Source organism: Streptomyces sp. NPDC104226 (genome assembly GCF_055584085.1).
Map to the genome: position 1 here is coordinate 235,665 of NZ_JBVJMS010000011.1, position 22,689 is coordinate 258,353.

The 22,689-nt window shown below is 72.3% G+C and carries 19 protein-coding genes and 1 pseudogene; 14 read left to right on the forward strand and 6 right to left on the reverse strand.

What is annotated here, in order from left to right; all coding sequences use genetic code 11:
- Position 1 precedes the first annotated feature (1 nt).
- A complete protein-coding gene (locus ACZ60J_RS31635; protein WP_469687130.1) occupies positions 2 to 919 on the reverse strand; it encodes a YhjD/YihY/BrkB family envelope integrity protein in 918 nt (305 codons plus the stop codon).
- Between the two features lie 159 nt (positions 920 to 1,078).
- On the opposite strand from ACZ60J_RS31635, the gene ACZ60J_RS31640 reads away from it, so the two are divergent.
- The 3 genes from ACZ60J_RS31640 to ACZ60J_RS31650 all read left to right on the forward strand — a co-directional run bounded on the left by ACZ60J_RS31640 (position 1,079) and on the right by ACZ60J_RS31650 (position 3,629).
- Positions 1,079 to 1,657, forward strand: coding sequence for a GNAT family N-acetyltransferase (locus ACZ60J_RS31640; protein ID WP_469687132.1), 579 nt, complete (start codon positions 1,079 to 1,081; stop codon positions 1,655 to 1,657).
- 76 nt (positions 1,658 to 1,733) lie between these two features.
- The gene (locus ACZ60J_RS31645) at positions 1,734 to 2,243 is read left to right on the forward strand and encodes a SigE family RNA polymerase sigma factor (RefSeq protein WP_469687133.1); all 510 of its coding nucleotides are present in this window, start codon (positions 1,734 to 1,736) and stop codon (positions 2,241 to 2,243) included.
- 99 nt (positions 2,244 to 2,342) lie between these two features.
- Complete coding sequence (locus tag ACZ60J_RS31650; RefSeq protein WP_469687135.1) at positions 2,343 to 3,629, forward strand: hypothetical protein; 1,287 nt, start codon at positions 2,343 to 2,345, stop codon at positions 3,627 to 3,629.
- A gap of 81 nt (positions 3,630 to 3,710) precedes the next feature.
- Here ACZ60J_RS31650 and ACZ60J_RS31655 read toward each other — a convergent pair whose 3' ends face one another.
- On the reverse strand, positions 3,711 to 5,369 hold the full coding sequence (locus ACZ60J_RS31655) for a bifunctional 3'-5' exonuclease/DNA polymerase (RefSeq protein WP_469687137.1): 1,659 nt from the start codon (positions 5,367 to 5,369) through the stop codon (positions 3,711 to 3,713).
- 298 nt (positions 5,370 to 5,667) lie between these two features.
- Here ACZ60J_RS31655 and ACZ60J_RS31660 point away from each other — a divergent pair, with 298 nt between their 5' ends.
- On the forward strand, positions 5,668 to 6,846 hold the full coding sequence (locus ACZ60J_RS31660; protein WP_469687139.1) for a DUF2786 domain-containing protein: 1,179 nt from the start codon (positions 5,668 to 5,670) through the stop codon (positions 6,844 to 6,846).
- Between the two features lie 44 nt (positions 6,847 to 6,890).
- On the opposite strand, the gene tatA is transcribed toward ACZ60J_RS31660, so the two are convergent.
- Positions 6,891 to 7,088 (reverse strand): Sec-independent protein translocase subunit TatA, encoded by a 198-nt coding sequence (tatA, locus tag ACZ60J_RS31665; RefSeq protein WP_469687140.1) that lies wholly within the window; start codon positions 7,086 to 7,088, stop codon positions 6,891 to 6,893.
- Between the two features lie 488 nt (positions 7,089 to 7,576).
- Between tatA and ACZ60J_RS31670 the strand changes: the two genes are divergently transcribed.
- Positions 7,577 to 9,658 (forward strand): FUSC family protein, encoded by a 2,082-nt coding sequence (locus tag ACZ60J_RS31670; protein ID WP_469687142.1) that lies wholly within the window; start codon positions 7,577 to 7,579, stop codon positions 9,656 to 9,658.
- Positions 9,659 to 9,762: 104 nt separating this feature from the next.
- The gene (locus ACZ60J_RS31675) at positions 9,763 to 9,999 is read left to right on the forward strand and encodes a DUF397 domain-containing protein (RefSeq protein ID WP_328300083.1); all 237 of its coding nucleotides are present in this window, start codon (positions 9,763 to 9,765) and stop codon (positions 9,997 to 9,999) included.
- Between the two features lie 134 nt (positions 10,000 to 10,133).
- Here ACZ60J_RS31675 and ACZ60J_RS31680 read toward each other — a convergent pair whose 3' ends face one another.
- Positions 10,134 to 10,622 (reverse strand): ATP-binding protein, encoded by a 489-nt coding sequence (locus tag ACZ60J_RS31680; protein ID WP_469687144.1) that lies wholly within the window; start codon positions 10,620 to 10,622, stop codon positions 10,134 to 10,136.
- Between the two features lie 328 nt (positions 10,623 to 10,950).
- Here ACZ60J_RS31680 and ACZ60J_RS31685 point away from each other — a divergent pair, with 328 nt between their 5' ends.
- The 7 genes and pseudogenes from ACZ60J_RS31685 to ACZ60J_RS31715 all read left to right on the forward strand — a co-directional run bounded on the left by ACZ60J_RS31685 (position 10,951) and on the right by ACZ60J_RS31715 (position 18,553).
- Positions 10,951 to 11,811 (forward strand): helix-turn-helix domain-containing protein, encoded by an 861-nt coding sequence (locus ACZ60J_RS31685; RefSeq protein WP_405491550.1) that lies wholly within the window; start codon positions 10,951 to 10,953, stop codon positions 11,809 to 11,811.
- A gap of 101 nt (positions 11,812 to 11,912) precedes the next feature.
- Entirely contained in the window at positions 11,913 to 13,370 is a 1,458-nt protein-coding gene (locus ACZ60J_RS31690) for an aldehyde dehydrogenase family protein (RefSeq protein ID WP_469687146.1), read from the forward strand.
- A gap of 52 nt (positions 13,371 to 13,422) precedes the next feature.
- Positions 13,423 to 15,495 (forward strand): annotated as a pseudogene (gene mrdA / locus ACZ60J_RS31695) (penicillin-binding protein 2); the annotation flags it as partial.
- 108 nt (positions 15,496 to 15,603) lie between these two features.
- Entirely contained in the window at positions 15,604 to 16,107 is a 504-nt protein-coding gene (locus ACZ60J_RS31700; protein ID WP_469687148.1) for a DinB family protein, read from the forward strand.
- A 226-nt stretch (positions 16,108 to 16,333) separates the two neighbouring features.
- The gene (locus ACZ60J_RS31705; protein WP_469687150.1) at positions 16,334 to 16,933 is read left to right on the forward strand and encodes a PadR family transcriptional regulator; all 600 of its coding nucleotides are present in this window, start codon (positions 16,334 to 16,336) and stop codon (positions 16,931 to 16,933) included.
- 82 nt (positions 16,934 to 17,015) lie between these two features.
- The gene (locus ACZ60J_RS31710; RefSeq protein WP_469687152.1) at positions 17,016 to 17,768 is read left to right on the forward strand and encodes a MerR family transcriptional regulator; all 753 of its coding nucleotides are present in this window, start codon (positions 17,016 to 17,018) and stop codon (positions 17,766 to 17,768) included.
- A gap of 80 nt (positions 17,769 to 17,848) precedes the next feature.
- Positions 17,849 to 18,553: a DedA family protein gene (locus ACZ60J_RS31715; RefSeq protein WP_469687154.1), complete on the forward strand. Its 705-nt coding sequence runs from the start codon at positions 17,849 to 17,851 to the stop codon at positions 18,551 to 18,553.
- Between the two features lie 103 nt (positions 18,554 to 18,656).
- Here ACZ60J_RS31715 and ACZ60J_RS31720 read toward each other — a convergent pair whose 3' ends face one another.
- Both ACZ60J_RS31720 and ACZ60J_RS31725 read right to left on the reverse strand, forming a co-directional pair.
- On the reverse strand, positions 18,657 to 20,318 hold the full coding sequence (locus ACZ60J_RS31720; protein ID WP_469687155.1) for a threonine/serine exporter family protein: 1,662 nt from the start codon (positions 20,316 to 20,318) through the stop codon (positions 18,657 to 18,659).
- Between the two features lie 193 nt (positions 20,319 to 20,511).
- Positions 20,512 to 21,006, reverse strand: coding sequence for an inorganic diphosphatase (locus tag ACZ60J_RS31725; protein ID WP_266960167.1), 495 nt, complete (start codon positions 21,004 to 21,006; stop codon positions 20,512 to 20,514).
- Positions 21,007 to 21,139: 133 nt separating this feature from the next.
- On the opposite strand from ACZ60J_RS31725, the gene dacB reads away from it, so the two are divergent.
- Positions 21,140 to 22,642 (forward strand): D-alanyl-D-alanine carboxypeptidase/D-alanyl-D-alanine endopeptidase, encoded by a 1,503-nt coding sequence (gene dacB / locus ACZ60J_RS31730; protein ID WP_469687157.1) that lies wholly within the window; start codon positions 21,140 to 21,142, stop codon positions 22,640 to 22,642.
- Positions 22,643 to 22,689: the final 47 nt, after the last annotated feature.

Below are 22,689 nucleotides of genomic sequence, written 5' to 3' on the forward strand. Positions count from 1 at the left end.
GTCAGCCTCGGCCGTCGAGGTCCTCCGGGCGACCGGGGCTGGGCCGTCCGGGGGAGAGGGGGGATACGGGCGATACGGGGGCCGGGCCGCTGCCGGGCGGTCGCACGTACCTGTTCAGGGGCGGCTCCTGCGCCAGTACCGCGCCGATGGTCACCGCGAAGGCGACCGAGGCGCATACGGCGATCAGCCACGAGAGCACGACGAGCACGAGGCCGAGGGAGCCGTACTCGCCCATGGCCCGGTTGAGCGCGGGCGGCATGTAGACGCGCGCCGTCAGCCCGAGCGCGCTGGTGGCGGCCCCCGCCAGCAGGGCGCCGGGCAGCAGCGCCGACCAGGTGACGCGGTTGGCGAGCAGGAGGTGCTGCGTCCACAGCCAGACACCCGTGCTCACCAGGAAGAAGAGCGGTGTTCCGACCAGGAGGCCGGCCCCGAAGCCGTCGCGGATCGGGCCCTGCAGCACGAGCACCAGCACCATCACCAGGAGCCACACCACCCAGCGCCAGGCCGCGATCCGGGTCCCGGCCTTGGGCAGCAGCCAGGCGCGCTCGCAGACCCGGGCCATAGCCCGGCTGAGGCTGGTGGCCGACACGAGTGCGACCAGCAGGCCGACGATGCCGGTGGTCTCCCGCAGGCCGTCGCCGGCCGCCCCGTACAGGACCTGTTGCAGCTCCTCGTCGGGTGCCCCGCTGAGCCCGAACATGGCGCGCAGGGAGTCGCGGAGCTGGTCGCGCACGCTCGTCGGGGCGAAGGCCGCGAAGGCGAAGAGCAGGGGCACCGAGCCCAGGAAGACCTGGGCCGCGAGGCGGGTCCCCGAGTCGAGGAGGTTCGCGGACAGCAGCCTGCCCGTGAGCTCGGTGAGGACGGGGAAGCGCCGCTCAGCACCGGAACGCAGGCCCTCCAGCCGGCTCTTCCACCGCATTCCGTCTCCTGCCCGGGCCCGTTTCCCGCAGTATCGGCGGTCCGCCGTCGCGTCGCGATTCGGCGGTCGCGGCCCCGCGGCCGCAGCCGGTGCGGGGGTCGCGACCCGCGCGGTTGCAGAATTGGGGAGCGCGACAGGGACGCCACGAGGGAGAACGACATGAACGGTCGGACGACGCACGACGAGGCCCGCACCCCGGAGGCCGCCGGCAGCGGGGGCAAGGTGGTCGTGCGCGAGGCGGGCGAGGCGGATCTGGACACCGCCGCCGAGCTCTTCCGCGGCTACCTGGACTTCTACGAGGTGGAGGTCGAGGACCCGGAGCGCCCGCGCGCCTTCCTGGCGGAGCGGCTGGCGGCCGGGGACTCCTTCGTCCTGCTCGCCGAGGTCCCGGGTGCGGGCACGGTCGGCTTCACGCAGGTCTACCCGATGATCTCCTCGCTGGCCATGAAGCCCGCGTGGCTGCTGAACGACCTCTACGTGGCACCCGCCGGCCGCCGTACGGGCGCCGGCCGCGCGCTGCTGCGGGAGGTGCTGCGCCGGGCGCGGGAGGCCGGGGTGACGGGCGTGCAGCTGGAGACGGCGTACGACAACCTCGTCGCGCAGGGGCTGTACGAGGCGGAGGGGTTCGTCCGCGAGGAGTTCCACATGTACTTCCACGACCTCTCCGAGGCGGGCGCGGACGCGGGCTCGGACGCGGGCTCGGGAACGGACACCGGGGCGGTTTCCGTATCGGTCTGAGATCGGTCCGGGATCTGCTGAAACATTCCCGGTCCCCGTCGCGTCATTGGGGTGAGACGGACGCTAGGGGGAGCGGATGGGGTACGGACGCAGAGATGGGTTCCGTGAGTTCGCGGTGGGCAGATCGGCGCATTTGTACCGGTCGGCCTGTCTCCTGACGAGCGGCGACACCCACCTCGCTGAGGATCTCGTACAGGAGACCCTCGGGCGGATGTACCTGCTCTGGGCACGCGTCGCCCGGATCGACAATCCGGCGGCGTACGCGCAGACGGTGCTGGTGCGTGCCTTCCTGACGCACCAGCGCCGCCGGTCGGCGGGGGAGCGTCCGGTCGGGGAGTTCCCCGACGCGGGCGCGCCGGCCGGCGGCGATCCCGCGCTGCGGCTGACGCTGCTGGAGGCGCTGGGGCGGCTGGCGCCGAAGGACCGGGCGGTCCTGGTGCTGCGGTACTGGGAGGACCGCAGCGTAGAGGAGACCGCCGACGTGATGAACGTCAGCTCGGCGGCCGTACGGACCCGCAGCTCGCGTGCGCTGACCCGGCTGCGGGAGCAGCTGGGCGGCTCGTTAGCCGAGTTCGTCGGCCGCTGAGCCGCCCGTCGCCCGCTCGTGCGTACATCGTTTCCGCTTTTCCCCTCCCGTGGTTCCTGCGATTCCCGTGATCCCTTTGGACGGAAGGTCTGATTCCGCATGCCCTTTGAAGACGAGCTCGGTGAGGCCCTCCGGCGTACGGGTGACGGCTTCACGTCCGAAGGCCGGGACCTCGTGGACGGCGGGGAGCGGCGCGGCCGGCGGATGGTGGCCCGTCGCCGGGCCGCCGTCGCCGGCGGCTCGGCGCTCGCCCTGGCACTGATCGCCACCGTCGGGGCGTACGCGAACGGGATGCTCGGGGGAGCCGGCGGTGGCGGGGAACGGGCGAACGTGTCCTCCTCGCAGGAGCCGCCCGCGCTCGGTCCGTTGCTCCAGGAAGGGCAGGGGCTGCGCAACAGCCGCGTCGGAACCGGCGCCGTGACCGCCGAGCAGCTGACCGGGGTGCTCAAGCAGCTCCTGCCGCAGGGCACGCTCAGCACCGTCGAGGCACGGGGGACGGGCCACGAACTGGGCCCGATGGTGAGCGCGGTCTTCGACGACGGCGAGGGCAAGAGCAGCATCGGCTTCGCGCTCTCCCGGGTCGACCCGAAGGGCGAGATGGCCAAGGACATGCTCACGTGCCCGTCCAGGACCACGATCAAGTACGACAGTTGCACCTCGGAGACGCTTGAGGACGGTTCGCGGCTGCACCTCTACAAGGGCTACGTGTTCCCCGACAAGCGGGCCGACGTCAAGTCGTGGCGCGCCATCGTGGTGACCCCCCAGGGGTTCATGGTGGACGCCCACGAGGAGAACTCGGCGGCGGAGAAGGGCGCGCCCGTCAGCCGTCCGACACCGCCGCTCACGCTCGCGCAGTTGCAGGCCCTCGTGACCTCCCCGCTGTGGCACCCGGCCCTGAACGATCTGCCCGCCGCCCATCAGGAGGACCGGCCCGTATTGGTCCCCCGCTCGGGGAAGACGGCGGTGGCCATCCTGGAGGAGCTGCTGCGCACGGACGGGATCCCGGTCGTGCGCCGGGACGAGGACGGGGCCGATCTGGGCTACCTGGTGCTCGACGAGGGCAAGGGCAAATCCCTCGTCAGCCTCCAGATCCAGCCGGACAACCTGAAGCACCCGGGAATGTGGGCCGACCTGTTCGAGGGCGCCGAGACGCTGCCGGACGGAACGAAGGTCCTGACCCGCCAGCAGGACGGGGAGAAGGGCGGTGCCGGAGTGCTCTGGTGGAGCGCCGAGGCACTGCGGCCGAACGGCACCCGGCTGATCGTGTCCTCGTTCAACGCCGAGAACCAGTCGTCGGATGCGACCCGCAAGACACCCGTGCTGAGCGTGGAGCGGATGAAGGAGCTCGTGACGAGCCCGAAGTGGGCATCGGAGTACGGGCTGTAGGAGGGAGTGCGGAAGCGAGGAGGCGAGCTGGCGAGGAAGCGCCGGGACGGCTGCCCCGCCTGCACCTGCGCTTCTCCTACCTCACTTCGCGTCCGCGTAGCACTCCACGACGGCCGCGGTGAAGGGGAAGCGGACCGGGGTCTCCCCGAAGGTGATGCGGCCGGCCAGGTCGCCCGCCGCGCGGATCGCCGCGACCACGGCGGGCGCCTCCTCCTCGGGGCAGTGGACGATGACCTCGTCGTGCTGGAAGAAGACCAGCTCGGCCCGCATCCCCGCCTCCGCGAGGGACCGGCGCAGGGCCGCGAGCAGGAGCAGCGCCCAGTCCGCGGCGCTGCCCTGCACGACGAAGTTGCGGGTGAAGCGGCCGCGGGCCCGGGCGTCGGTCGAGGCGTAGCTCGGGACGTAGCCGTCGGGGAGCTCCTCGGCGTCCTCGGGATCGGCCGGCGGCGGGCAGGTGCGGCCCAGCCAGGTCCGTACGAGCCGCCCCTCCTCGCCCGCCTTCGCGGCGTCGTCCACGTAGGCCACGGCCCGTGGGAAGCGGCGGCGCAGCGCGGCCAGGTTCTTCAGGCCGTCCCCGGAGGTCTGCCCGTACACCGCGCCGAGCACGGCGATCTTCGCCATGTCGCGGTCTCCGGAGAAGCCCTGGCGGGAGATGGAGGTGTACAGGTCCTCGGGGCGGCCGGCCACCTCCATGAAGGCGGGGTCGCGGGAGATCGCGGCGAGCACCCGCGGCTCCATCTGGTCGGCGTCGGCCACGACGAGCCGCCAGCCCGGGTCGGCGACGACGGCCCGGCGGATCACCTTCGGGATCTGCAGGGCCCCGCCGCCGTTGGTGACCCAGCGGCCGGTGTACGTGCCGCCGGGGATGAACTCGGGGCGGAAACGGCCGTCGTGGACCCAGTCCGCGAGCCAGGACCAGCCGTGGGCGGTGTAGATCCGGTACAGCTTCTTGAAGGCGATCAGGGGCTCCACGGCCGGGTGCTCCAGGTCCTGGATCTCCCAGCGGCGGGTGGACTTGAGCTTGATCCCGGCCTCCGCGAAGGCCTTGATGACGTCGGCGGCCAGCTCGGGCCGTACGCGCCGCCCGAACGCCGCCGAGACCTCGTCGGCCAGCTCCGCGAGCCGCCGGGGCTGGCCGCGCCCCGCGTACCGCTCGCCGAGCAGCTCGGTGAGCAGGGCCCGGTGTACGTCGGCCCGCCAGGGCAGGCCCGCACGGTTCATCTCGGCGGCCACGAGGAAGGCCGCCGACTCGGAGGCCACGAGCAGCCGCATCCGGTCGGGGTGGGCGGTGGCGTCCTGCCGTTTCACCTGGTCGGCGTGGACGGCCACGAGGGCGTCGAGCGGTACGGGGGCGGGCCGGGGGTCGAAGAGGGAGTCCTGGCTGCCGGGCTCGGCCGCGCGCTGCGGGGGATCGGGCGGTACGGGTGCGTTCGTCAGGCGGGCCCAGGCGGCGGCCGCCGAGCGGGGTTCGCCGAGGCGGCCCTCGTGGGCGAGCAGGAGCAGCTCGGCGTCCTCGATGTCGTGGCAGCGCTCGACGCGGACGCCGGCGGCGAGGAGCCGGGGGTAGACGGCCTGGGTGGAGCGCCAGACCCAGCGGGTGCCGGTGGGGGCCGAGCGGATCGCTTCCGCGGGGTCGGTGGTGGTGATCCGGCCGCCGCCGGCGGGGTCGTCCAGCGGCATGGCGTGCCACCGGCCGTCGTCGTCCTCGGCGAGGGCCCACCGAGGGATGCGGTCGCTCATGAGTGCGAGTGTCCCACCGGGGGCTGACAGTGCCGGGGCGCGGCGCGCGATGGCACAGGTGTGCGGGGCGGGCGGGGCCGGGTGTGCGGGGTCGGGCGGGCCGGTCCGGGCCGGTCCGGTCCGGCCCGGGGGAGGGGGGCCCCTACCCGCCCTTCGCCCGTTCCCCGGGGCTCCGCCCCGGACCCCGCTCCCGGGCCGACGCCTGGAACGCGACGGACCCGTCCGGCGGACCGGGTGCCCGACCGTGCCGCATGGGACGAGGAGAGGGCGCCGCAGGCGGGCATGCCAAGCTGAAGGGGTGAGAGACATCGTCGACCGGGCCTGCGAGGCCGCGCTGTACAACCAGGACGACGCCGGGCTGGACGCCGGCGCGTCGGTGCTCGTCGCCGAGGGGGACCGGTGGGCCGGGGTCGGGCAGGCACTGCTCGCCCGCGGCGAGGAGTACCTGCGCCAGGCCTGGGAGCGCGGGTGGCGGCCGGCCGACGTGCTGAGGCTCGTACGCCGGGACCTGGAGCAGGCGCACCTGCGGATCGCCGAGGACCTGATCGCCGCCGAGGCGCGGCGGTACGCGCGGCTGCCCGAGCGGTGGAGCGAGGCCGAGGTGTGGTGGGGGGACGACACCGCCTACGGGGAACGGCTGGTCCAGCGGGAGCGCACCGACCGCTTCAGCCTGGCCGGGACCGTCCTGCAGGTCTTCCGGCTGCTCATCCGGCTGCCGTCGATCGAGCCCGTCGGACCGCTGCCGGGGGACCCGGCCGACGTGCTCGAACACGCGCACATCGAGCCCCGCATGCTCGGCCGGATCCGGGCGCTGCTCGCGAAGGCCGAAGCGACCACCTTCCCGGAGGAGGCCGAGGCGCTCAGCGCCAAAGCCCAGGAACTCATGGCCCGGCACACCGTGGACGCGGCCCTGCTCGCGGTGAAGTCCGGCACGGCGCAGATACCCGGGGCCTGCCGGATCGGGGTCGAAGCCCCGTACGAGGAGGCCAAGGCGGTGCTGCTCGACGCGGTGGCGGGCGCGAACCGGTGCCGGTCCGTGTGGAACAGCGCCTACGAGTTCTCCACCGTCGTCGGCTTCGAGAGCGACCTGGAGGCGGTGGAGCTGCTGTACACCTCCCTGCTCGTCCAGGGGACCGCCGCGATGACCCGCGCGGAGGCCGGGCAGCGGGCGGGTGGGCGCAAGCGCACCAAGACCTTCCGGCAGTCCTTCCTCCTGGCCTACGCGAGCCGGCTCGGCCAGCGGCTCGCGGAGACGGCCGAGCACGCGGTGGCCGACACCGTGGCCGAGGCCCCCGACAACCTGCCGGCCCTGGTCGCCCGGGACGTGGCGGTCACCTCGCGGGCGGAGGAGATGTTCCCCCGGACCACGACGACCCGGCTGCGCGGAGCGACGGACCTCGCGGGGTGGGAGGACGGGACGGCGGCCGCCGACCGGGCGCAGATGGCGGACGGGCGGCGCGCCTCCCTGCGGGGCTGAGCCGGGCCCTGCGGGGCAGCGGCCCGGGAGCCGGGAAGCCCGGATCAGCGCTCGGCCGGTGCCGGTGCCGGTGCCGGGGCCGTCGGGGTCTCCTCGCGCAGTGCCTGGGCCTCCGCCTTCAGGATGCGGGCGGACCTGCCGAGTCCGCGGGCCATCTCGGGGAGCTTCTTCGAGCCGAACAGCATCAGGCAGACGAGTACGACGATGGCTACGTGCCACGGTTCCAGGCCGTTCCTGAGCATGGGTGTGTCCGCCTTCCGGGGCGAGGGCCGGAGGCAGCAGCGCGGCCTTCCGGGCGGGGCCGGGAGCGGTCCGCCCAGCCGATCATCGGTGCTCGGGGGCGCGGGCGCCATGGATCGCGCGAAGCCTGAAGAACACCTGAAGGCCGGCGGCCCGCGCCCCGCCCCGGCCGCCCTGCGGGGCTGTCCTCTACCCGCCCTTCGCCCGTTCCCCGGGCGCTGCCCGGACCCGGTCCTCAAACGCCGGACGGGATGGATAAATCCAGCCTCGCCGGCGTTTGAGGCGCGGGGTCTGGGGCGGAGCCCCAGGGGGTCCGGGGCACAGCCCCGGGGAACGGGCGAAGGGCGGGTAGGGGACCTCGCCCCGCGCAGCGGCAGCGCGCCCCCGTGCCGGGCTCCGGCCCCGCCCGCGCAGCGGCGCGCGGCGACGCGTAGGGGTGGTGCGTCTCGGGCTCCCGGGTTCCGGGGGCGGCGGGGATACGCTCGGGATCATGAGCTGGGTCCGGGCGCTGAAGGACACCGCCCGGTCCGGGCTGCGGATCGAGCGGACCCGGCTGCAACCCCTCATCGCGCTCCGCGCCGCCGTCGGCCTGGCCCTCGTGATCGGCGCGGGCCTCGCCTTCCTCGGCCCCGGCTCCGCCGCCAGTTCCGCCTTCGGCGCCTACATGGCGGCCGTCGCCACCTTCCAGAAGAGCTGGCGGCCCCGGCCGGTGCTCGCGCTGTCCGCCGGGCTGACCCTGGCCGTGTCCACCTTCGTCGGCTACCTCGTCGGCTCCTCGCACACCCTGGCCTTCCTGCTGCTGCTCGCCGTGTGGAGCTTCGCGGCGGGCCTGATGTGGGCGGCCGGCCCCACCGCGGGCATCATCGCCTCCGGCAACGTCGCGATCATGTTGGTCACCGTCACCCTGCCCACCTCCGTGCCGCAGGCGGCCGGGCACGCCGCGATGATCGCCGCCGGCGGGGTGGTGCAGGCCCTGCTGATCGTGCTCTTCCCGATCCGGCGGTGGGGCGCCCAGCGCGACGCCCTGGCGGACGCCCTCGCCGCCGAGGCCGACTACGCGCGCCGGCTGCGCCAGGACCCGGTCGCCTCCTTCGACCCGCAGCCGCTGATGAGGGCGCGCGACGCCGCGACCGTGACGGCGCGTCAGGCCCGCCGCCGCCCCGCCGAGCTGCACGGTGCGCGGGGGCTCGCGGAGCGGATCCGGCCGGTGCTGGCCCTGCTGGCCGACCCGGCGGTCGGGGCCCCGGCCGAGGGCCCGGCGCGGGACCGGGTCCGCGAACTGCTCGCCGCGGCCGGCGCGGTGCTGGACGCCGCCGCGTCCGCGATCCGGCACGGGGAAGCGGTGCGGCTGCCCGCACCGGCCCTCGCGGTGCTCAAGGCCCCCGACACCGAGGAGGTGTTCCAGGGCCCCGCGCTGCGGGCCGCGCGCAGGCTCGCCGCCCTGCTGGACGACGTACTCGACACGGCCGAGCCGGGTTCGGGGCGCACCGCCGATCCGGGGGAGTCGATGCTGCGGCCCACCCTGCCGGCGCTCGCGCCGATGGTGCTGGCCGCCGTACGGGCCGAGCTGCGTCCGGGGTCGCCGATCCTGCGGCACGCCGTGCGGGTCACCGCCGTCGCCTGCGCCGGCTACGGCATCGGCCACGCGCTGCCGTTCGGGCACGCCTACTGGGCCCCGATGGCCTCCGTCATGGTCATGCGGCCCGATTTCACGCAGACCTACAGCCGCGCCGTCGCCCGGTTCGGCGGCACCCTGGTCGGGGTCGCCCTGGCGACGGCCGTCGTCCAGCTGGCGCAGCCGGGGATGTACGTGTCCGGGCTGCTCGCCGTGATCAGCGCGGGGCTGATGTACACGTTCATGCGGACCGGGTACGCCGTCTCGATGGTCTTCGTCTCCGCCTACGTGGTCTTCCTGCTCGGCATGGGCGGCCTGCGCTGGGACCAGACCGTCCCGGACCGGGTCATGCTCACCCTGGTCGGCGGGGTCCTCGCGATGATCTCCTACGCCGTCTACCCGGCCTGGGAGACCCCGCGACTGCGGACCCGGCTGGCCGACTGGGTGGAGGCCGGCGGCCGGTACGCGGCGGCCGTGTTCGGGCAGTACGCGGATCCGGCCGGTGCGCGCCGCGAGGAGGTGCGCAGCGCGCTGCTGGCGGTGCGCGACGCCCGGGTCGCCTGGCAGGAGGCGGTGGACCGGGCCGCCGGGGAGCCGGTGCGCCACCGCGGGATCTCCCGGGCGGCCGCCGAGGACGCGGGCCGGGCCCTGGCCTCGATGGGCCGTCACGCGATGCTGCTGGAGGCGCACTTCCCGGACCGCTCCCGCCCGCCGGTGCCGGGGGCGGCCGAGCTGGCCCGGGCGCTGCGCGAGGCGACGGAGGCGGGCGCGAAGGCGGTACGGGAGCGGCGGGTGCCCGACTGGGAGGGGGTCCGCACGGCGCTGGCCGACGGGGGCGCCCCCGATCCGGGCGTGCTGCGCGGTGCGGCGCGGCAGTTGCTGGACTCCCTGGAGGAGGTCTCCGAGGCGCTGCGGACCCCGCCCCGCCCGGATTCCGGGGACGGCCGTCACGCTTAGTGGTGCAGTGCCCTCCGTTCGTGCACGTGCATCTGCCCATGCAGGCGTTCATGAACACAGCTATGATCCGGTGCAGTTGACATCTGCACTATCGGGGGCTTCCTGTGGACCACGCGTACAACGGGATGGCAGCTGCAGAGCTTGACGGGGTGACCTGGCAGAAGAGCAGACACAGCAACTCGCAAGGTTCCTGTGTGGAGTTCGCGAAACTGCCCGGAGGCGAGGTTGCCATGCGCAACTCGCGGTTTCCGGACGGACCGGCACTCGTGTACACGCCGGCCGAGATAGAAGCGCTGCTGCTGGGTGTCAAGGACGGCGAGTTCGACCATCTGATCAGCTGAAGAACAGCTCAAGATCAGCCATGCACGTGCAGCGGCCGGGATTGATCGTCATGATCGATCCCGGCCGCTTGTTGTCTATGGGGTGATTGCGCCGCGGTTCCGTCCCCGGGTCGGTCCTCGGTCCGGTCCCCGGTTCAGTCCTGGAGCGAGAACAGTGCCCAGACCACCTTGCCGGTCAGCCGCCCCGCGAGCGGGTGCCAGCCCCAGCTGTCGCTGTAGGCGTCGACGAGGAAGAGCCCGCGCCCCGACTCCAGGTCGCTGTTGCGCTCGGTCGCCTCCGGCGCGAAGCACCCGCCGGGCCGGTCCTCGCTGGGATCCCGCACCGCGCACACGAGCCGGGTGCTCCACCGCATCAGGTGGAGGCGCACCGGGGGCTCGCTCTCGCCCGGGGCCGGCCGGGAGTCGTCCGGGAGGGCGTGGCGCAGCGCGTTGGTGACCAGTTCGGAGACGACCAGCGACACGTCGTCGAACCGGTCGTCGAGGCCCCACTGGGACAAGGTGGAACGCGTGAAGGTGCGTGCACCGCGGACCGCTTCGAGGCGGGCGGGGAGGGCGCAGGACGCGGACCCGGAGACAGCCGTGGGGTCGACCGGGGGAAGCCCCTGCCGTAACGGCTCGAGCATGGTCGATCCATTCGTCCCCATGCGAGGCACTCCCGGGATTCGAAAGAACTGCGGGGCACGCAGGTGCGCGGGACCATGGTTCCGAATGCCGGAGCCGGATGCAAGGGCAGATGCACGTGCACGCGCCGGACCTGTCCGGTCCCGTGACGGTTCTTGCTCATTTCTTCCTACGCATACTTACGGACTTCTTTTACAGCGCGGCCAAATCCGTTACAGAACGAGTACGGGCAGATGCGTTTTGGTGGCAGACTGCGGGCCTTGAGGGGCACGGGGGCCCCTGCGACGCAGCCGTACGTATCCATCCACCGCATGGGGAGGGGCAGGACTCGTGACCGCAGAAGCCAGTGGTTCTGTGGTGCGCCGCATCCTCCTGGGCTCCCAGCTCAGGCGACTCCGAGAATCCCGCGGCATCACCCGTGAGGCGGCCGGTTACTCGATCCGCGCATCCGAATCGAAGATCAGCCGCTTGGAGTTGGGAAGGGTGAGCTTCAAGGCAAGGGACGTCGAGGACCTCCTCACGCTCTACGGAGTCACGGACGGCGCCGAGCGGGAGTCCCTCCTCGGGCTCGTCCGCGAGGCCAACGTGGCCGGCTGGTGGCACAGCTACGGCGACGTGCTGCCGGGCTGGTTCCAGACGTACGTGGGCCTGGAAGGCGCCGCCTCGCTCATCCGCATCTACGAAGTGCAGTTCGTGCACGGCCTGCTGCAGACCGAGGCCTACGCCCAGGCCGTCGTCAGCCGCGGCATGCCCGGCGCCGGCCGCGCCGAGATCGACCGCCGGGTCGCGCTGCGCCTGGAGCGCCAGAAGGTGCTGGTCTCCGAGAACGCCCCCGTCTTCCACGCCGTCCTCGACGAGGCCGCGCTGCGCCGCCCGTACGGCGACCGGGACGTGATGCGCGGCCAGCTGGAGCACCTCATCGAGATCTCGCAGCGGCCGAACGTGCACCTGCAGGTCATGCCCTTCTCCTTCGGCGGTCACGCCGGCGAGAGCGGCGCGTTCACCCTGCTGCGCTTCCCCGAGTCGGACCTCCAGGACGTGGTCTATCTGGAACAGCTCACCAGCGCCCTCTACCTCGACAAAGACGAGGAAGTGGGTCAGTACGAGCGCGCGATGCTGCGCCTCCAGAACGACTGCCCGGACCCGGACCAGACCCGGGATCTCCTGCGCGGTCTGCTCCAACTGTCTTGATTCGCACGTACTATGACGCCTGATCAGAGCATGACGATGACCCAGATGACCACTGGGTCTCCGGTGCAGCGCAAGGAAGCGCGTTCGACGTAAGGGATGGCATGTCCATATTCGAGGACCTGGCGCACCAGTACATCGACGGCGAATGGCTGGCCGGAAACGGGTCGTGGGACATCATCGACGTCAACCCGTACAACGGGGAGAAGCTCGCGGCCATCACCGTGGCCACCGTCGAGCAGGTCGACCAGGCCTACCGGGCCGCCGAGCGGGCCCAGAAGCAATGGGCCGCCACCAGCCCCTACACCAGACGCGCCGTCCTGGAACGCGCCCTGCGGATCACCGAGGAGCGCGGCAAGGAGCTCGTCGAGGCGATGATCGACGAACTCGGCGGGACCCGTCCCAAGGCCGAGTACGAGGTCCACCTCGCGATGGAGTTCATCCGCGAGGCCATGCAGCTGGCCGTCCGCCCCGAGGGCCGCATCCTGCCCTCGCCGGTCGAGGGCAAGGAGAACCGGATCCAGCGCCTGCCCGTCGGGGTCGTCGCCGTGATCAGCCCCTTCAACTTCCCCTTCCTGGTCACCCTGAAGTCGGTCGCCCCGGCCCTGGCCCTCGGCAACGCCGTCGTCATCAAGCCCAACCAGAACGCGCCCGTCGTCGGCGGCGGGGTCATCGCCAAGATCTTCGAGGAGGCGGGTCTGCCGCCCGGCCTGCTCAACGTCCTGGTCACCGACATCGCCGAGATAGGCGACGCGCTCCTGACCCACCCCGTCCCCAAGGTCATCTCCTTCGCCGGCTCCGACCGGGTCGGCCGGCACGTCGGAGCGGTCGCCGCCCGCCACTTCAAGCGGACCGTCCTGGAGCTCAGCGGCAACAGCGCGCTCGTCGTCCTCGACGACGCCGACCTCGACTACGCGGTGGACGCGGCCGTCTTCAGCCGCTTCGTCTACCAGGGCCAGGTCTGCATGGCCGCCAACCGGATCCTGGTCGACGCCTCGATCGCCGAGGAGTTCACCGAGAAGTTCACCACCCGCGTGCGCGCCCTGAAGACCGGCGACCCGCACGAGGCCGACACCCACATCGGCCCGCTGATCAACTCCTTCCAGGCCGACGCGCTCACCGCCCTCGTCGACCGCGCCGTCGACTCCGGCGCGAAGGCGCTCGTACGGGGCTCCACGCGCGGCAACCTGGTCGAGCCCACCGTGCTCGCCGGGCTCCCCGAGGACTCCCCGCTGCTCGGCCAGGAGATCTTCGGCCCCGTCGCCCTCCTCGTGGTCTTCGACGGCGAGGACGAGGCCGTCCGCCTCACCAACGCGACCCCGTACGGACTCAGCGGCGCCGTCCACACGCGGGACGTGGAGCGCGGGGTCCGCTTCGCCCGGCGCATCGAGACCGGCATGATCCACGTCAACGACTCCACCATCGGCGACGAGCCGCTCGCGGCGTTCGGCGGGGAGAAGGCCTCCGGCATGGGCCGCCTCAACGGCGAGGCCACCGTGGAGGCCTTCACCACCCAGAAATGGATCTCGGTCCAGCACGGCCGGACGCAGTTCCCGTTCTAGTCCCCCTAGACTCGGGCTGGTCAGGCGAGGACCAGTCCGGGGGAGAGCCGAGTTGAGCAACATACCGGAGACCGGGCGCACACCCCGGGTCCAGAACCGGCTCGTCATGATCCAGATCGTGGTGTTCTCGCTGCTGCTGACCCTCGGCGGGCGGCTCTGGTACCTCCAGATACGCAATGGCCAGGAGTACACGGACGAGGCGAAGAACAACAACACCCAGCAGGTGGTCCAGCCCGCCGTGCGCGGGTCGATCCTCGACGCCCGCGGGACCCCGCTCGCCGACAACGAGACCCGCATGGTGGTCTCCGCCAGCCGCACCGACCTCTCCAAGATGAAGGACCGCGGCAAGGGCGTCCTGACCCACCTCGCCGGCGTCCTGGGCCTCAACCCCGAGGACGTGGTCAACGGCGTCCGGCTGTGCGACGCCAAGACCCCCAAGCCCTGCTGGAACGGCTCCCCGTACCAGCCGATCCCCATCACCGACGAGGCGACGACCGACCAGGTCCTGGAGATACGGGAGCACGCCGAGCAGTTCCCCGGCATCACCGCCGAGCCCACCGCCCTGCGCCGCTACGCCGGCCCCGACGGAGCCAACACCTCCCAGGTGCTCGGCTACCTCTCCCCGGTCACCGACGAGGAGATCACCAAGGCGAAGGGCTCCGACTCCCCGTACCTGCGCTCCGACCAGGTGGGCCGCAGCGGCCTGGAGCGCACCTACGACAAGGAGCTCCGCGGCAAGGCGGGCATCACCCGCTACGAGGTGGACAACCTCGGCCGGATCATCGGCGAGGGCGTGAGCGACAAGCCGCAGGCCGGCGCGAACATCGTGACCTCGATCGACTCGCGGGTGCAGGCCGTGGCCGAGCGCGAGCTGAACAACGCGATGATCGAGGCCCGCAAGGGCATCGACAAGAACAACACGGGCCGTCACTACGAGGCCGACTCGGGCGCCGTCGTGGTCATGGAGGCCAAGACCGGCCGGGTCGTCGCGATGGCCTCCAACCCGACCTACGACCCGAACGCCTGGGTCGGCGGCATCTCCGCGAAGGACTACGCCTCCCTCACCGACAAGGAATCGAACTACCCGCTGCTGAACCGCGCCATCCAGGGCCAGGCCGCCCCCGGCTCGATCTTCAAGGTGGTCTCCTCGACGGCCGCGGTCAACGCCGGCTACCCCTTCAACAAGCTCTACGGCTGCCCGAGCTCCTACTCGGTCGGCAGCCAGGTCTTCACCAACTTCGAGTCCCAGGGCTACGGCGACATCACCATCGGCAAGGCCCTCGAAGTCTCCTGCGACACCGTCTACTACGCCATCGCCGACAAGGAGTGGAAGAAGGACGGCGGCATCAAGCCCAAGGCGCAGCCCGGCGACTGGTTCTTCAAGACCGCCCACGAGTTCGGCCTCGGCAAGCGCACCGGCATCGACCTGCCCAGCGAGGTCCCGGGCCGGGTCCCCGACCGCCAGTGGAAGAAGGACTTCTTCGAGGCCAACAAGGCCGCCTGGTGCCGCGACGGCAAGAAGGACGGCTCGTACGCCGAGAAGATCGCCTACGAGAACTGCCGCCAGGGCAACCAGCTCCGCGAGGGCGACGCGATCAACTACTCCATCGGCCAGGGCGACACCCTCGTCACCCCGATCCAGATGGCCTCGATCTACGCCGCCATCGCCAACGGCGGCACCCTCCACCAGCCCAGCATCGGCAAGGCCGTGGTCAGCGCCGACGGCGCCTCGGTGCAGGAGATCGCCCCGAAGGAGCAGGGCAAGCTCCCGATGAACAGCAAGCTCCGCAACGACATCGACGGCGCCCTCGCCGACGTGGCCACCACCGGCAGCGCGGCCTGGCGGTTCGGCGGCTGGCCGCAGAAGCAGATCCCGATGCACGCGAAGACCGGTACGGCCGAGGTCCAGGGCAAGCAGACCACCTCCTGGTTCGCGTCCTACACCGAGGACTACGCGATCGTGATGACGATCTCCCAGGGCGGCACCGGCTCCGGAGCCTCGGGCCCGGCCGTCCGCAAGATCTACGAGGCGATGTACGGCCTGGACGAGAAGGGCGCCCAGGACCTGAAGAAGGCCCTGCTCCCCAAGCCGCAGAAGGAACTCCCGCCGGTCCGGCAAGAAGGCCAGTGAATTTCGGCGGCGGCGGTGATTGAGGACAGGAACTGACCGCAAGGCTCCGTACCGTGGTTCTTGTCAGCAGGAGAAGAACCCAGCGAAAGCAGGCGGTCGGTCATGGCTCAGATTTCCATGGAGGTCCCCGGTGACGAGCGCGGCACGCTCCTCGCCTTCGTCGAGGCCCAGCGCGCGGCGCTGCGCGAGGCGGCGCAGGGGCTGACCGAGGAGCAGGCGGCGAGCAAGCCCAGCGTCAGCGAGCTCTCCCTGTCCGGACTGCTCAAGCACGCGGCCAACTGCGAGCTCGGCTGGCTGCGGATGGCGCAGGGCGAGACCGAGTACCCGGGAGGCGACTGGGCCGACGGCTTCCGGCTGGTCGGGGACGAGACGATGACGTCGGTGCTGGCCTACTGGGACGGGATCAGGCAGGAGACGGAGGCGTTCATCGCCGCCGTCCCCAGCCTCGACGACAGCTTCGCGCTGCCCCCGGCCCCGTGGTTCCCGCAGGACGCCAAGGTCTCGATGCGCTGGGTGCTCCTGCACCTGGTGGAGGAGTTCGCCCGGCACGCGGGCCACGCGGACATCATCCGCGAATCCATCGACGGCACCCGCGCCATGGGCTAGGCCGTCTCTTTCGGATCGTGCCGGGCCCGCGGCGCCCGGCACCGCGCCCGGCCGCACTGCCGAGGCGACCACGTACGCCCCGTACGCGAGCGCCCCGACAGCACGCCCAGGCACGGCACCGGACACCGCGAGCTCGGCCGACAAGATCCGAAAGAGACGGCCTGGCCACGGCGCTACCGCGCCGGCGGCGGGGCCGGGGCCGGCAACGGGTCAGTAGCCTGGCCCCATGTCAGCGATCCGCCTCCTCGTCCTCGGCGCAGTCCGCCAGCACGGGCGGGCCCACGGCTACCAGGTCCGGGCCGATCTGGAGTTCTGGGGCGCCCACGAGTGGTCGAACACCAAACCCGGGTCGATCTACCACGCGCTCAAGCAGATGGCGAAGCAGGGCGTCCTGCTGGCCCACGAGGTGGCCCCGTCCGCGGCGGGCGGACCGCCGCGGACCGAGTACGAGCTGACGGAGACGGGCCGCGCGGAGTACTTCAAGCTGCTCCGCGAGGCGCTGTCCTCCGCCGACCAGAAGGCCGACGTCCTCGCCTCGGCCCTCGGCTTCATGGTCGACCTGCCCCGCGCCGAGGCCCTGGCCCTGCTCCGCGAGCGGCTGGGCCGGCTGGCCGCCTGGCGCTCCGCCGTCACGGACCACTACGTCCCCGAGGAGGGTCCCGAGCCGCTGGGCCACATCGGCGAGATCATGCACCGCTGGATCCACTCGGCGGACGCCGAGGCGGACTGGACCCGGGGCCTGGTCGCCCGGATCGAGGGCGGCGCCTACTCCTTCGCCGACGACCCGGGCGACGCCTTCGCCGGGGTCCTCGCCCCGTCCCCCTGAGCCCTGCCCCGGTCGCGGGCTTGCACCTCACGCGACGTGAGGGACCAGGCTGGGCGCGTACCCGAGAAGAGGAGCGGAAGCGATGGGCTACTCCGTGGGCCAGGTCGCCGGATTCGCCGGAGTGACGGTGCGCACGCTGCACCACTACGACGAGATCGGGCTGCTCTCCCCGAGCGGCCGCAGCGGGGCGGGACACCGGCGGTACGACGACGCCGACCTCGACCGGCTGCAGCGGATCCTGTTCTACCGGGAGCTCGGCTTTCCGCTCGAAGAGGTCGCGGTCCTGCTGGACGACCCGGAATCGGACCCGGAGGAGCACCTGCGCCGGCAGCACGCCCTCCTGTCCGACCGGATCGCCCGGCTCCAGCAGATGGCAGCGGCCGTCGAGCACGCCATGGAGGCGAAGAAGATGGGCATCAACCTCACCCCCGAGGAGAAGTTCGAGGTGTTCGGGGAGTTCGATCCCGAAGAGCACGCCGAGGAGGCCGAGCGCCGCTGGGGCGACACGTACCGGGAGTCCGCCCGCCGGACCGCCTCGTACACCAAGGAGGACTGGCTGCGGATCCAGGCCCTGGCCGAGGACATCAACCGGCGGTTCGCCGCCCTGCTGGACTCCGGGACGCCCGCGGAGTCCGAGGAGGCCATGGACCTGGCCGAGGAGCACCGCGGCTGGATCAACGGCAGCTACTACTTCTGCACGTACGAGATCCACACCGGCCTCGGCGAGATGTACGTGGCGGACGAGCGGTTCACGGCGTACTACGAGGCCGTGCGGCCCGGGCTGGCGGTGTTCGTGCGCGACGCGATCCTCGCCAACGCCGTCCGCAACGTGTAGCCCCGGGGCTGGAACCGGGTGGGGGTGGTGTGCGTTCATACTGGGACGGACACCCCCCGATCCAGGAGAGCCCGGAACCCGTGAATACGCTTGCGCTCGGCCCCGAGTGGATCTCCCCGGAGTATCTGATCGGGCAATTCGGTCTGGTCGGCACCCTGATCATCGTGTTCGCCGAATCGGGGCTCTTCGCCTTCCTGCCCGGTGACTCCCTGCTCTTCACGATGGGGCTGTTCGTCGCGAGCGGCGCCGTCACGCAGCCGCTGTGGCTGGTGTGCACCCTGATCGTGGTCGCCGCCATCCTCGGTGACCAGGTCGGCTACATGATCGGCAAGGTCTTCGGCCCGAAGCTCTTCAACAAGCCGAACTCCAAGCTCTTCAAGCGCGAGAACCTCGACGCGGCGCACGACTTCATGGAGAAGCACGGCCCCAAGGCCATCGTGCTCGCGCGGTTCGTGCCGATCATCCGCACCTTCGCGCCGATGGTCGCGGGCGCGACCGCGATGAAGTACCGCACCTTCCTGACGTTCAACGTCATCGGCGGCGTCCTGTGGGGCGCGGGCGTCACGATCCTGGGCTACCAGCTCGGCCAGTTCGAGGTCATCAAGAACAACGTCGAGCCGATCTTCATCGGCATCGTCCTGATCTCCGTCATCCCGGTGATCTTCGAGGTGCTCAAGTCCCGCAAGGAGAAGAAGGCCGCGGCGGCGGACGGCGGCCAGTCCGGCGCCGGCGAGGACCCGCAGGCCCCCGGCCAGCAGCGCAGCGGCCGCCACGCCAAGCGCTAGGCCGTCTCCTTCGGATACGCCGATGCCCCGCCGCCCGGATTCCCGGGCCGGCGGGGCATCGGCGTATCCGGGGGAGTGCACCGGCCGGGCCGGGAGCGAGGCCCTAGAACCCGCGGGTGCGCTTCGCCGCGCTGCGCTTGGCCGCGCTGGCCGCGCCGGGGATGCGCATGAACAGGCGGGAGGTCTCGGAGCCGAGGTTGACGCCGATCGCGATGGCCAGCGCGATGGCCGCGGCGTTCGTCAGCGAGCCCAGCCCCTCGTTCAGCCGGTCCTCGGCGATCAGCAGGAGCCCGTAGTACGTGGCCGAGCCGGGCAGCAGCGGGCCGATGGCGGCCGTGACGAAGGGGAGGGCCGAGGAGAAGCGGTGCCGGGCGAGGAGCTGCCCGAAGAGGCCGACGAGCCCGGCGGCGATCGCGGTGGACGGCACCGGCGGCATCTTGGCGGCGTAGTGCAGGGCCCCGTAGATCACCCAGGCGATCCCGCCGTTGAGGGTCACGAACCACACGGTGGAACGTTCCTGCTGGAGCAGGATCGCGAACGTGAACACCAGGACCATCGAGGCCACGATCTGGAGCAGTGGCCGCTGCTCGATCTGGAGGACGTCCTCCGGCTGCGGATTGGAGCCGAACTGGACGCCGACGAAGAGCACCACCAGCACGCCCATGATGATGCCGATGAAGAGGTACATCACCTCCAGCAGCCGGGCGGAGGCGGTGATGTAGTAGCCGGTCAGACCGTCCTGCACGGCCGCGACCAGGGCCCGCCCCGGCAGCAGCGCGAACAGCCCGCCGGTGATCACGGCGGAGGAGCGCACGTCGATCTCGGCCAGCTTCAGGGCCACGCCCATCGCGGCCGGCGGCATCGCGGCGACCACGAACTGGTAGAACTCCGGCAGCCCGCGCCCGGCGCACAGCCAGGCCAGCCGGTCTCCGAGCACCGCGCCGAGTGCGGCTGCGAAGAACACCAGTACGCCACCGCCGACCAGCGTGGAGGCCGCACCGGCGAGCAGGCCGGCCGCGGCGGTGAGCACCCAGCCGGGGTACGGGTGCCGGTTGCGGCGGATCTCGGCGAGCCGGCGGTAGGCGTCCTCCAGCGAGATCTCGACCTCGTGCGCGGTGATGTCGTTGACGAGCCGGAACACGGCCGAGAGCCGGGTGTAGTCCGTGCCGCGGCGGCGGACGGTGCGGTTCGCCGACACCGGGTCGTCCACCAGGGAGGGCTGGTGGGTGATCGACAGCAGGGTGAAGGTGACGGTGGGCTCGCAGCGGTCCAGCCCGTAGCTGCGGGCCACGGCGAACATCGCGGCCTCCACGTCCTCGGCGCCCTCGCCGCCCGAGAGCAGCAGCTCGCCGATGCGCAGCGTCAGGTCGAGCACGCGCCCCACGGCGGGCCCCGTCTCCACGGCGAGGCGCTGCGAGGGCTCCGGCACCGGCCGGACGTCGACCGGCATGCGCAGCACCGTGCGCATCCGGTCCTGCCAGGGGGACTCCTTCATCCGGGTGACGGGGAAGCCCGTGGGGCCGGTGTAGGCCGGCGGGGAGTGGGCGGCGCTGTAGGTGTGCGGCGGGGCGAACGCGGACGCCGGGCCGTCGGGCTCCGCGGGCACCGGCACGAGCCCGTCGGGGACGGCGAACTCCGACGTCGGCTGGTCCTCCTCGGCCGGCTCGGGCTCCACGCCGACCCCGTCCGGCACGGAGAACGCACTGCGCGCCTCGTCCGACTTCGGCTTCCGGGAGTCGCTCCCGGATCCCTCGCCCTCCGCCACGCGTCCTCCAGTCCCTGGCCCGGCCCGTATCAGTATGCGGAACACCTTGATCCGCGGCGAAAGGGGCACCAGCCGCTCCGGCCGCTCCTACCCCGCCCCGGACACGACAGCGGGCGGCACCCCCGAAGGGATGCCGCCCGTGGTGTCACAGGGGCTGGAGGGGCACCAGGCCCGCTCCGTCACCGAGCGGAGCTCAGTGCTGGCCGCCCTGGGCCTCGAGGCGCTTGTACGAGGCCTCGATCTCGGCCTCGGCCTCGGTGCGGCCGACCCAGTTCGCGCCCTCGACCGACTTGCCCGGCTCCAGGTCCTTGTAGACCTCGAAGAAGTGCTGGATCTCCAGGCGGTCGAACTCGGAGACGTGGTGGATGTCGCGCAGGTGCTCGACGCGCGGGTCGGACGCCGGCACGCACAGCAGCTTGGCGTCGCCGCCCGCCTCGTCCGTCATGTTGAACATGCCGATCGCGCGGCACTTGATCAGGCAGCCCGGGAAGGTCGGCTCGTCCAGGATGACCAGCGCGTCCAGCGGGTCGCCGTCCTCGCCGAGGGTGTTCTCGACGAAGCCGTAGTCGGCCGGGTAGCTGGTCGAGGTGAAGAGGCGACGGTCCAGGCGGATCCGGCCGGTCTCGTGGTCCACCTCGTACTTGTTCCGCGAACCCTTGGGGATCTCGATGGTGACGTCGAACTCCACGTCCTGCTCCTCCATGATCAGCTTCATTGCTTCGGGGATGCGCCGTTCACCTGCGTGCGCGGCCCGACCCGGCCCTGCCGGGTGGGGTGCCATGCTCGCGGCAAGACGCAATGGTTAAGTGTCCCTCACGCATATGTGTGATCGCGAAAGGGGCTGGTCCGAGGTGCCATTGGTCAAGACCTGGCAGCTCATCGCGGTGTCGGCCGTTGCCGGCCTCGCCCTGTCGGCCGCGACGGTGGCCGCCGCGGGTCCCTGGGACTCCGGCCAGCGTAAGGCCGAGCGGGACAAGGCCGCCTCCTGGGGCCGTACGGGTGGCGCAGATCACGGTGACGGCGCCGCCCGCGCGCTGCCGCAGGCGGCCCCCAGCGCCCCCGGTGTGCTCGCCGGGGTAGGCCCCGCCGGAGCCGGCACGGGCACGGGCACGGGGTCCGGCACGGGCTCGGGCGACCAGGCCGGAGCCGTGGACTCCGGGGCCCTCGCCGCCGCCCTGCGGCCGCTGCTCGCCGACCCCGCCCTCGGCACCGCCCGCGGCGCCTCCGTGATCGACACCGCCACCGGGAAGGTCCTCTTCGAAGCCGGGGCCCGGGACGCCATGACCCCCGCCTCCACCGTCAAGATCGCCACCGCGGCGGCCTCCCTCGCGGCCCTCGGCCCCGAGCACCGGATCCGCACCACCGTCACCCCCGGCGCCGGGCCCGGCCAGATCATCCTGGTCGGCGGCGGCGACCCCTCGCTCACCGCCAAGAAGAAGGCCCCGGCCGGCTCCGGCGGCAGCCTCGTCGCCCTCGCCGCGGACACCGCCCAGGCCCTCAAGGCAGCCGGCACCGACTCCGTGGCCCTCGGCTACGACGACTCGCTCTACACCGGCCCCGCCGTCCACCCGATCGGCGAGAACCCCAACCTGGCGCCCGTCACGGCCCTGACCGCCGACGAAGGACGCCCCGACGAATCCTTCTCCGGCCCCGTCAAGCGCAGCCAGGACCCCTCCCGCGACACGGCCCGGGCCTTCGCCGCCCTGCTCAAGGAACGCGGGGTCAAGGTCACCGGCGAGCCCGCCAGGGCCAAGGCCGCCACCGGGGCCGTCCCGCTCGCCGCCACCCTCTCGCCGCCGCTCGCCGGGCTCGTCGAGCGGATGCTGACCCACAGCGACAACGACATCGCCGAAGCCCTCGCCCGCCAGACCGCCCTCGCCTCCGGAGCGCCCGCGAGCTTCGACGGCGTCGCCCAGGCCACCGGCGCCAAACTCGCCGCCCTCGGCGTCGACACCGCAGGCTCCCGCTTCGCCGACGGCAGCGGCCTGGGTCGCGCCGACAAGGTCAGCGCCGGCCTGCTCACCGCCCTCCTCGCCAAGGCCGCCGACCCGCAGCGGCCCGAACTGCGGCCCGTCCTCACCGGACTGCCCGTCGCCGGTTTCACCGGCACCCTGCGCGCCCGCAACTCCGGCGACTCCCCGGCGGCGGGCCTGCTGCGGGCCAAGACGGGCACCCTGAGCGGGGTGAACGCCCTCGCCGGCACCGTCGTCGACCCCACCGGCCGACTCCTCGCCTTCGCCTTCCTGACCGCGAACACCCCGGAGCCCGGCGCCGCGGAGAAGGGCCTCGACAAGCTCGCGGCGGCCGTGGCCAACGCTTCCTGAGGATCCCGGCCTCCCTTGGGGATCCCGCCCGCGCGCAGGTCCACGTA

What these genes read in the sequence shown, in the direction of transcription:
- ACZ60J_RS31680 (WP_469687144.1), bottom strand. Translation starts at nt 10,622, where the DNA reads ATGCTCGAGCCGTTACGGCAGGGGCTTCCCCCGGTCGACCCCACGGCT.
- ACZ60J_RS31705 (WP_469687150.1), top strand. Translation starts at nt 16,334, where the DNA reads ATGTCAGCGATCCGCCTCCTCGTCCTCGGCGCAGTCCGCCAGCACGGG.
- ACZ60J_RS31650 (WP_469687135.1), top strand. Translation starts at nt 2,343, where the DNA reads ATGCCCTTTGAAGACGAGCTCGGTGAGGCCCTCCGGCGTACGGGTGAC.
- ACZ60J_RS31690 (WP_469687146.1), top strand. Translation starts at nt 11,913, where the DNA reads ATGTCCATATTCGAGGACCTGGCGCACCAGTACATCGACGGCGAATGG.
- ACZ60J_RS31655 (WP_469687137.1), bottom strand. Translation starts at nt 5,369, where the DNA reads ATGAGCGACCGCATCCCTCGGTGGGCCCTCGCCGAGGACGACGACGGC.
- ACZ60J_RS31640 (WP_469687132.1), top strand. Translation starts at nt 1,079, where the DNA reads ATGAACGGTCGGACGACGCACGACGAGGCCCGCACCCCGGAGGCCGCC.
- ACZ60J_RS31670 (WP_469687142.1), top strand. Translation starts at nt 7,577, where the DNA reads ATGAGCTGGGTCCGGGCGCTGAAGGACACCGCCCGGTCCGGGCTGCGG.
- tatA (WP_469687140.1), bottom strand. Translation starts at nt 7,088, where the DNA reads ATGCTCAGGAACGGCCTGGAACCGTGGCACGTAGCCATCGTCGTACTC.
- ACZ60J_RS31700 (WP_469687148.1), top strand. Translation starts at nt 15,604, where the DNA reads ATGGCTCAGATTTCCATGGAGGTCCCCGGTGACGAGCGCGGCACGCTC.
- ACZ60J_RS31635 (WP_469687130.1), bottom strand. Translation starts at nt 919, where the DNA reads ATGCGGTGGAAGAGCCGGCTGGAGGGCCTGCGTTCCGGTGCTGAGCGG.
- ACZ60J_RS31645 (WP_469687133.1), top strand. Translation starts at nt 1,734, where the DNA reads ATGGGGTACGGACGCAGAGATGGGTTCCGTGAGTTCGCGGTGGGCAGA.
- dacB (WP_469687157.1), top strand. Translation starts at nt 21,140, where the DNA reads ATGTGTGATCGCGAAAGGGGCTGGTCCGAGGTGCCATTGGTCAAGACC.
- ACZ60J_RS31710 (WP_469687152.1), top strand. Translation starts at nt 17,016, where the DNA reads ATGGGCTACTCCGTGGGCCAGGTCGCCGGATTCGCCGGAGTGACGGTG.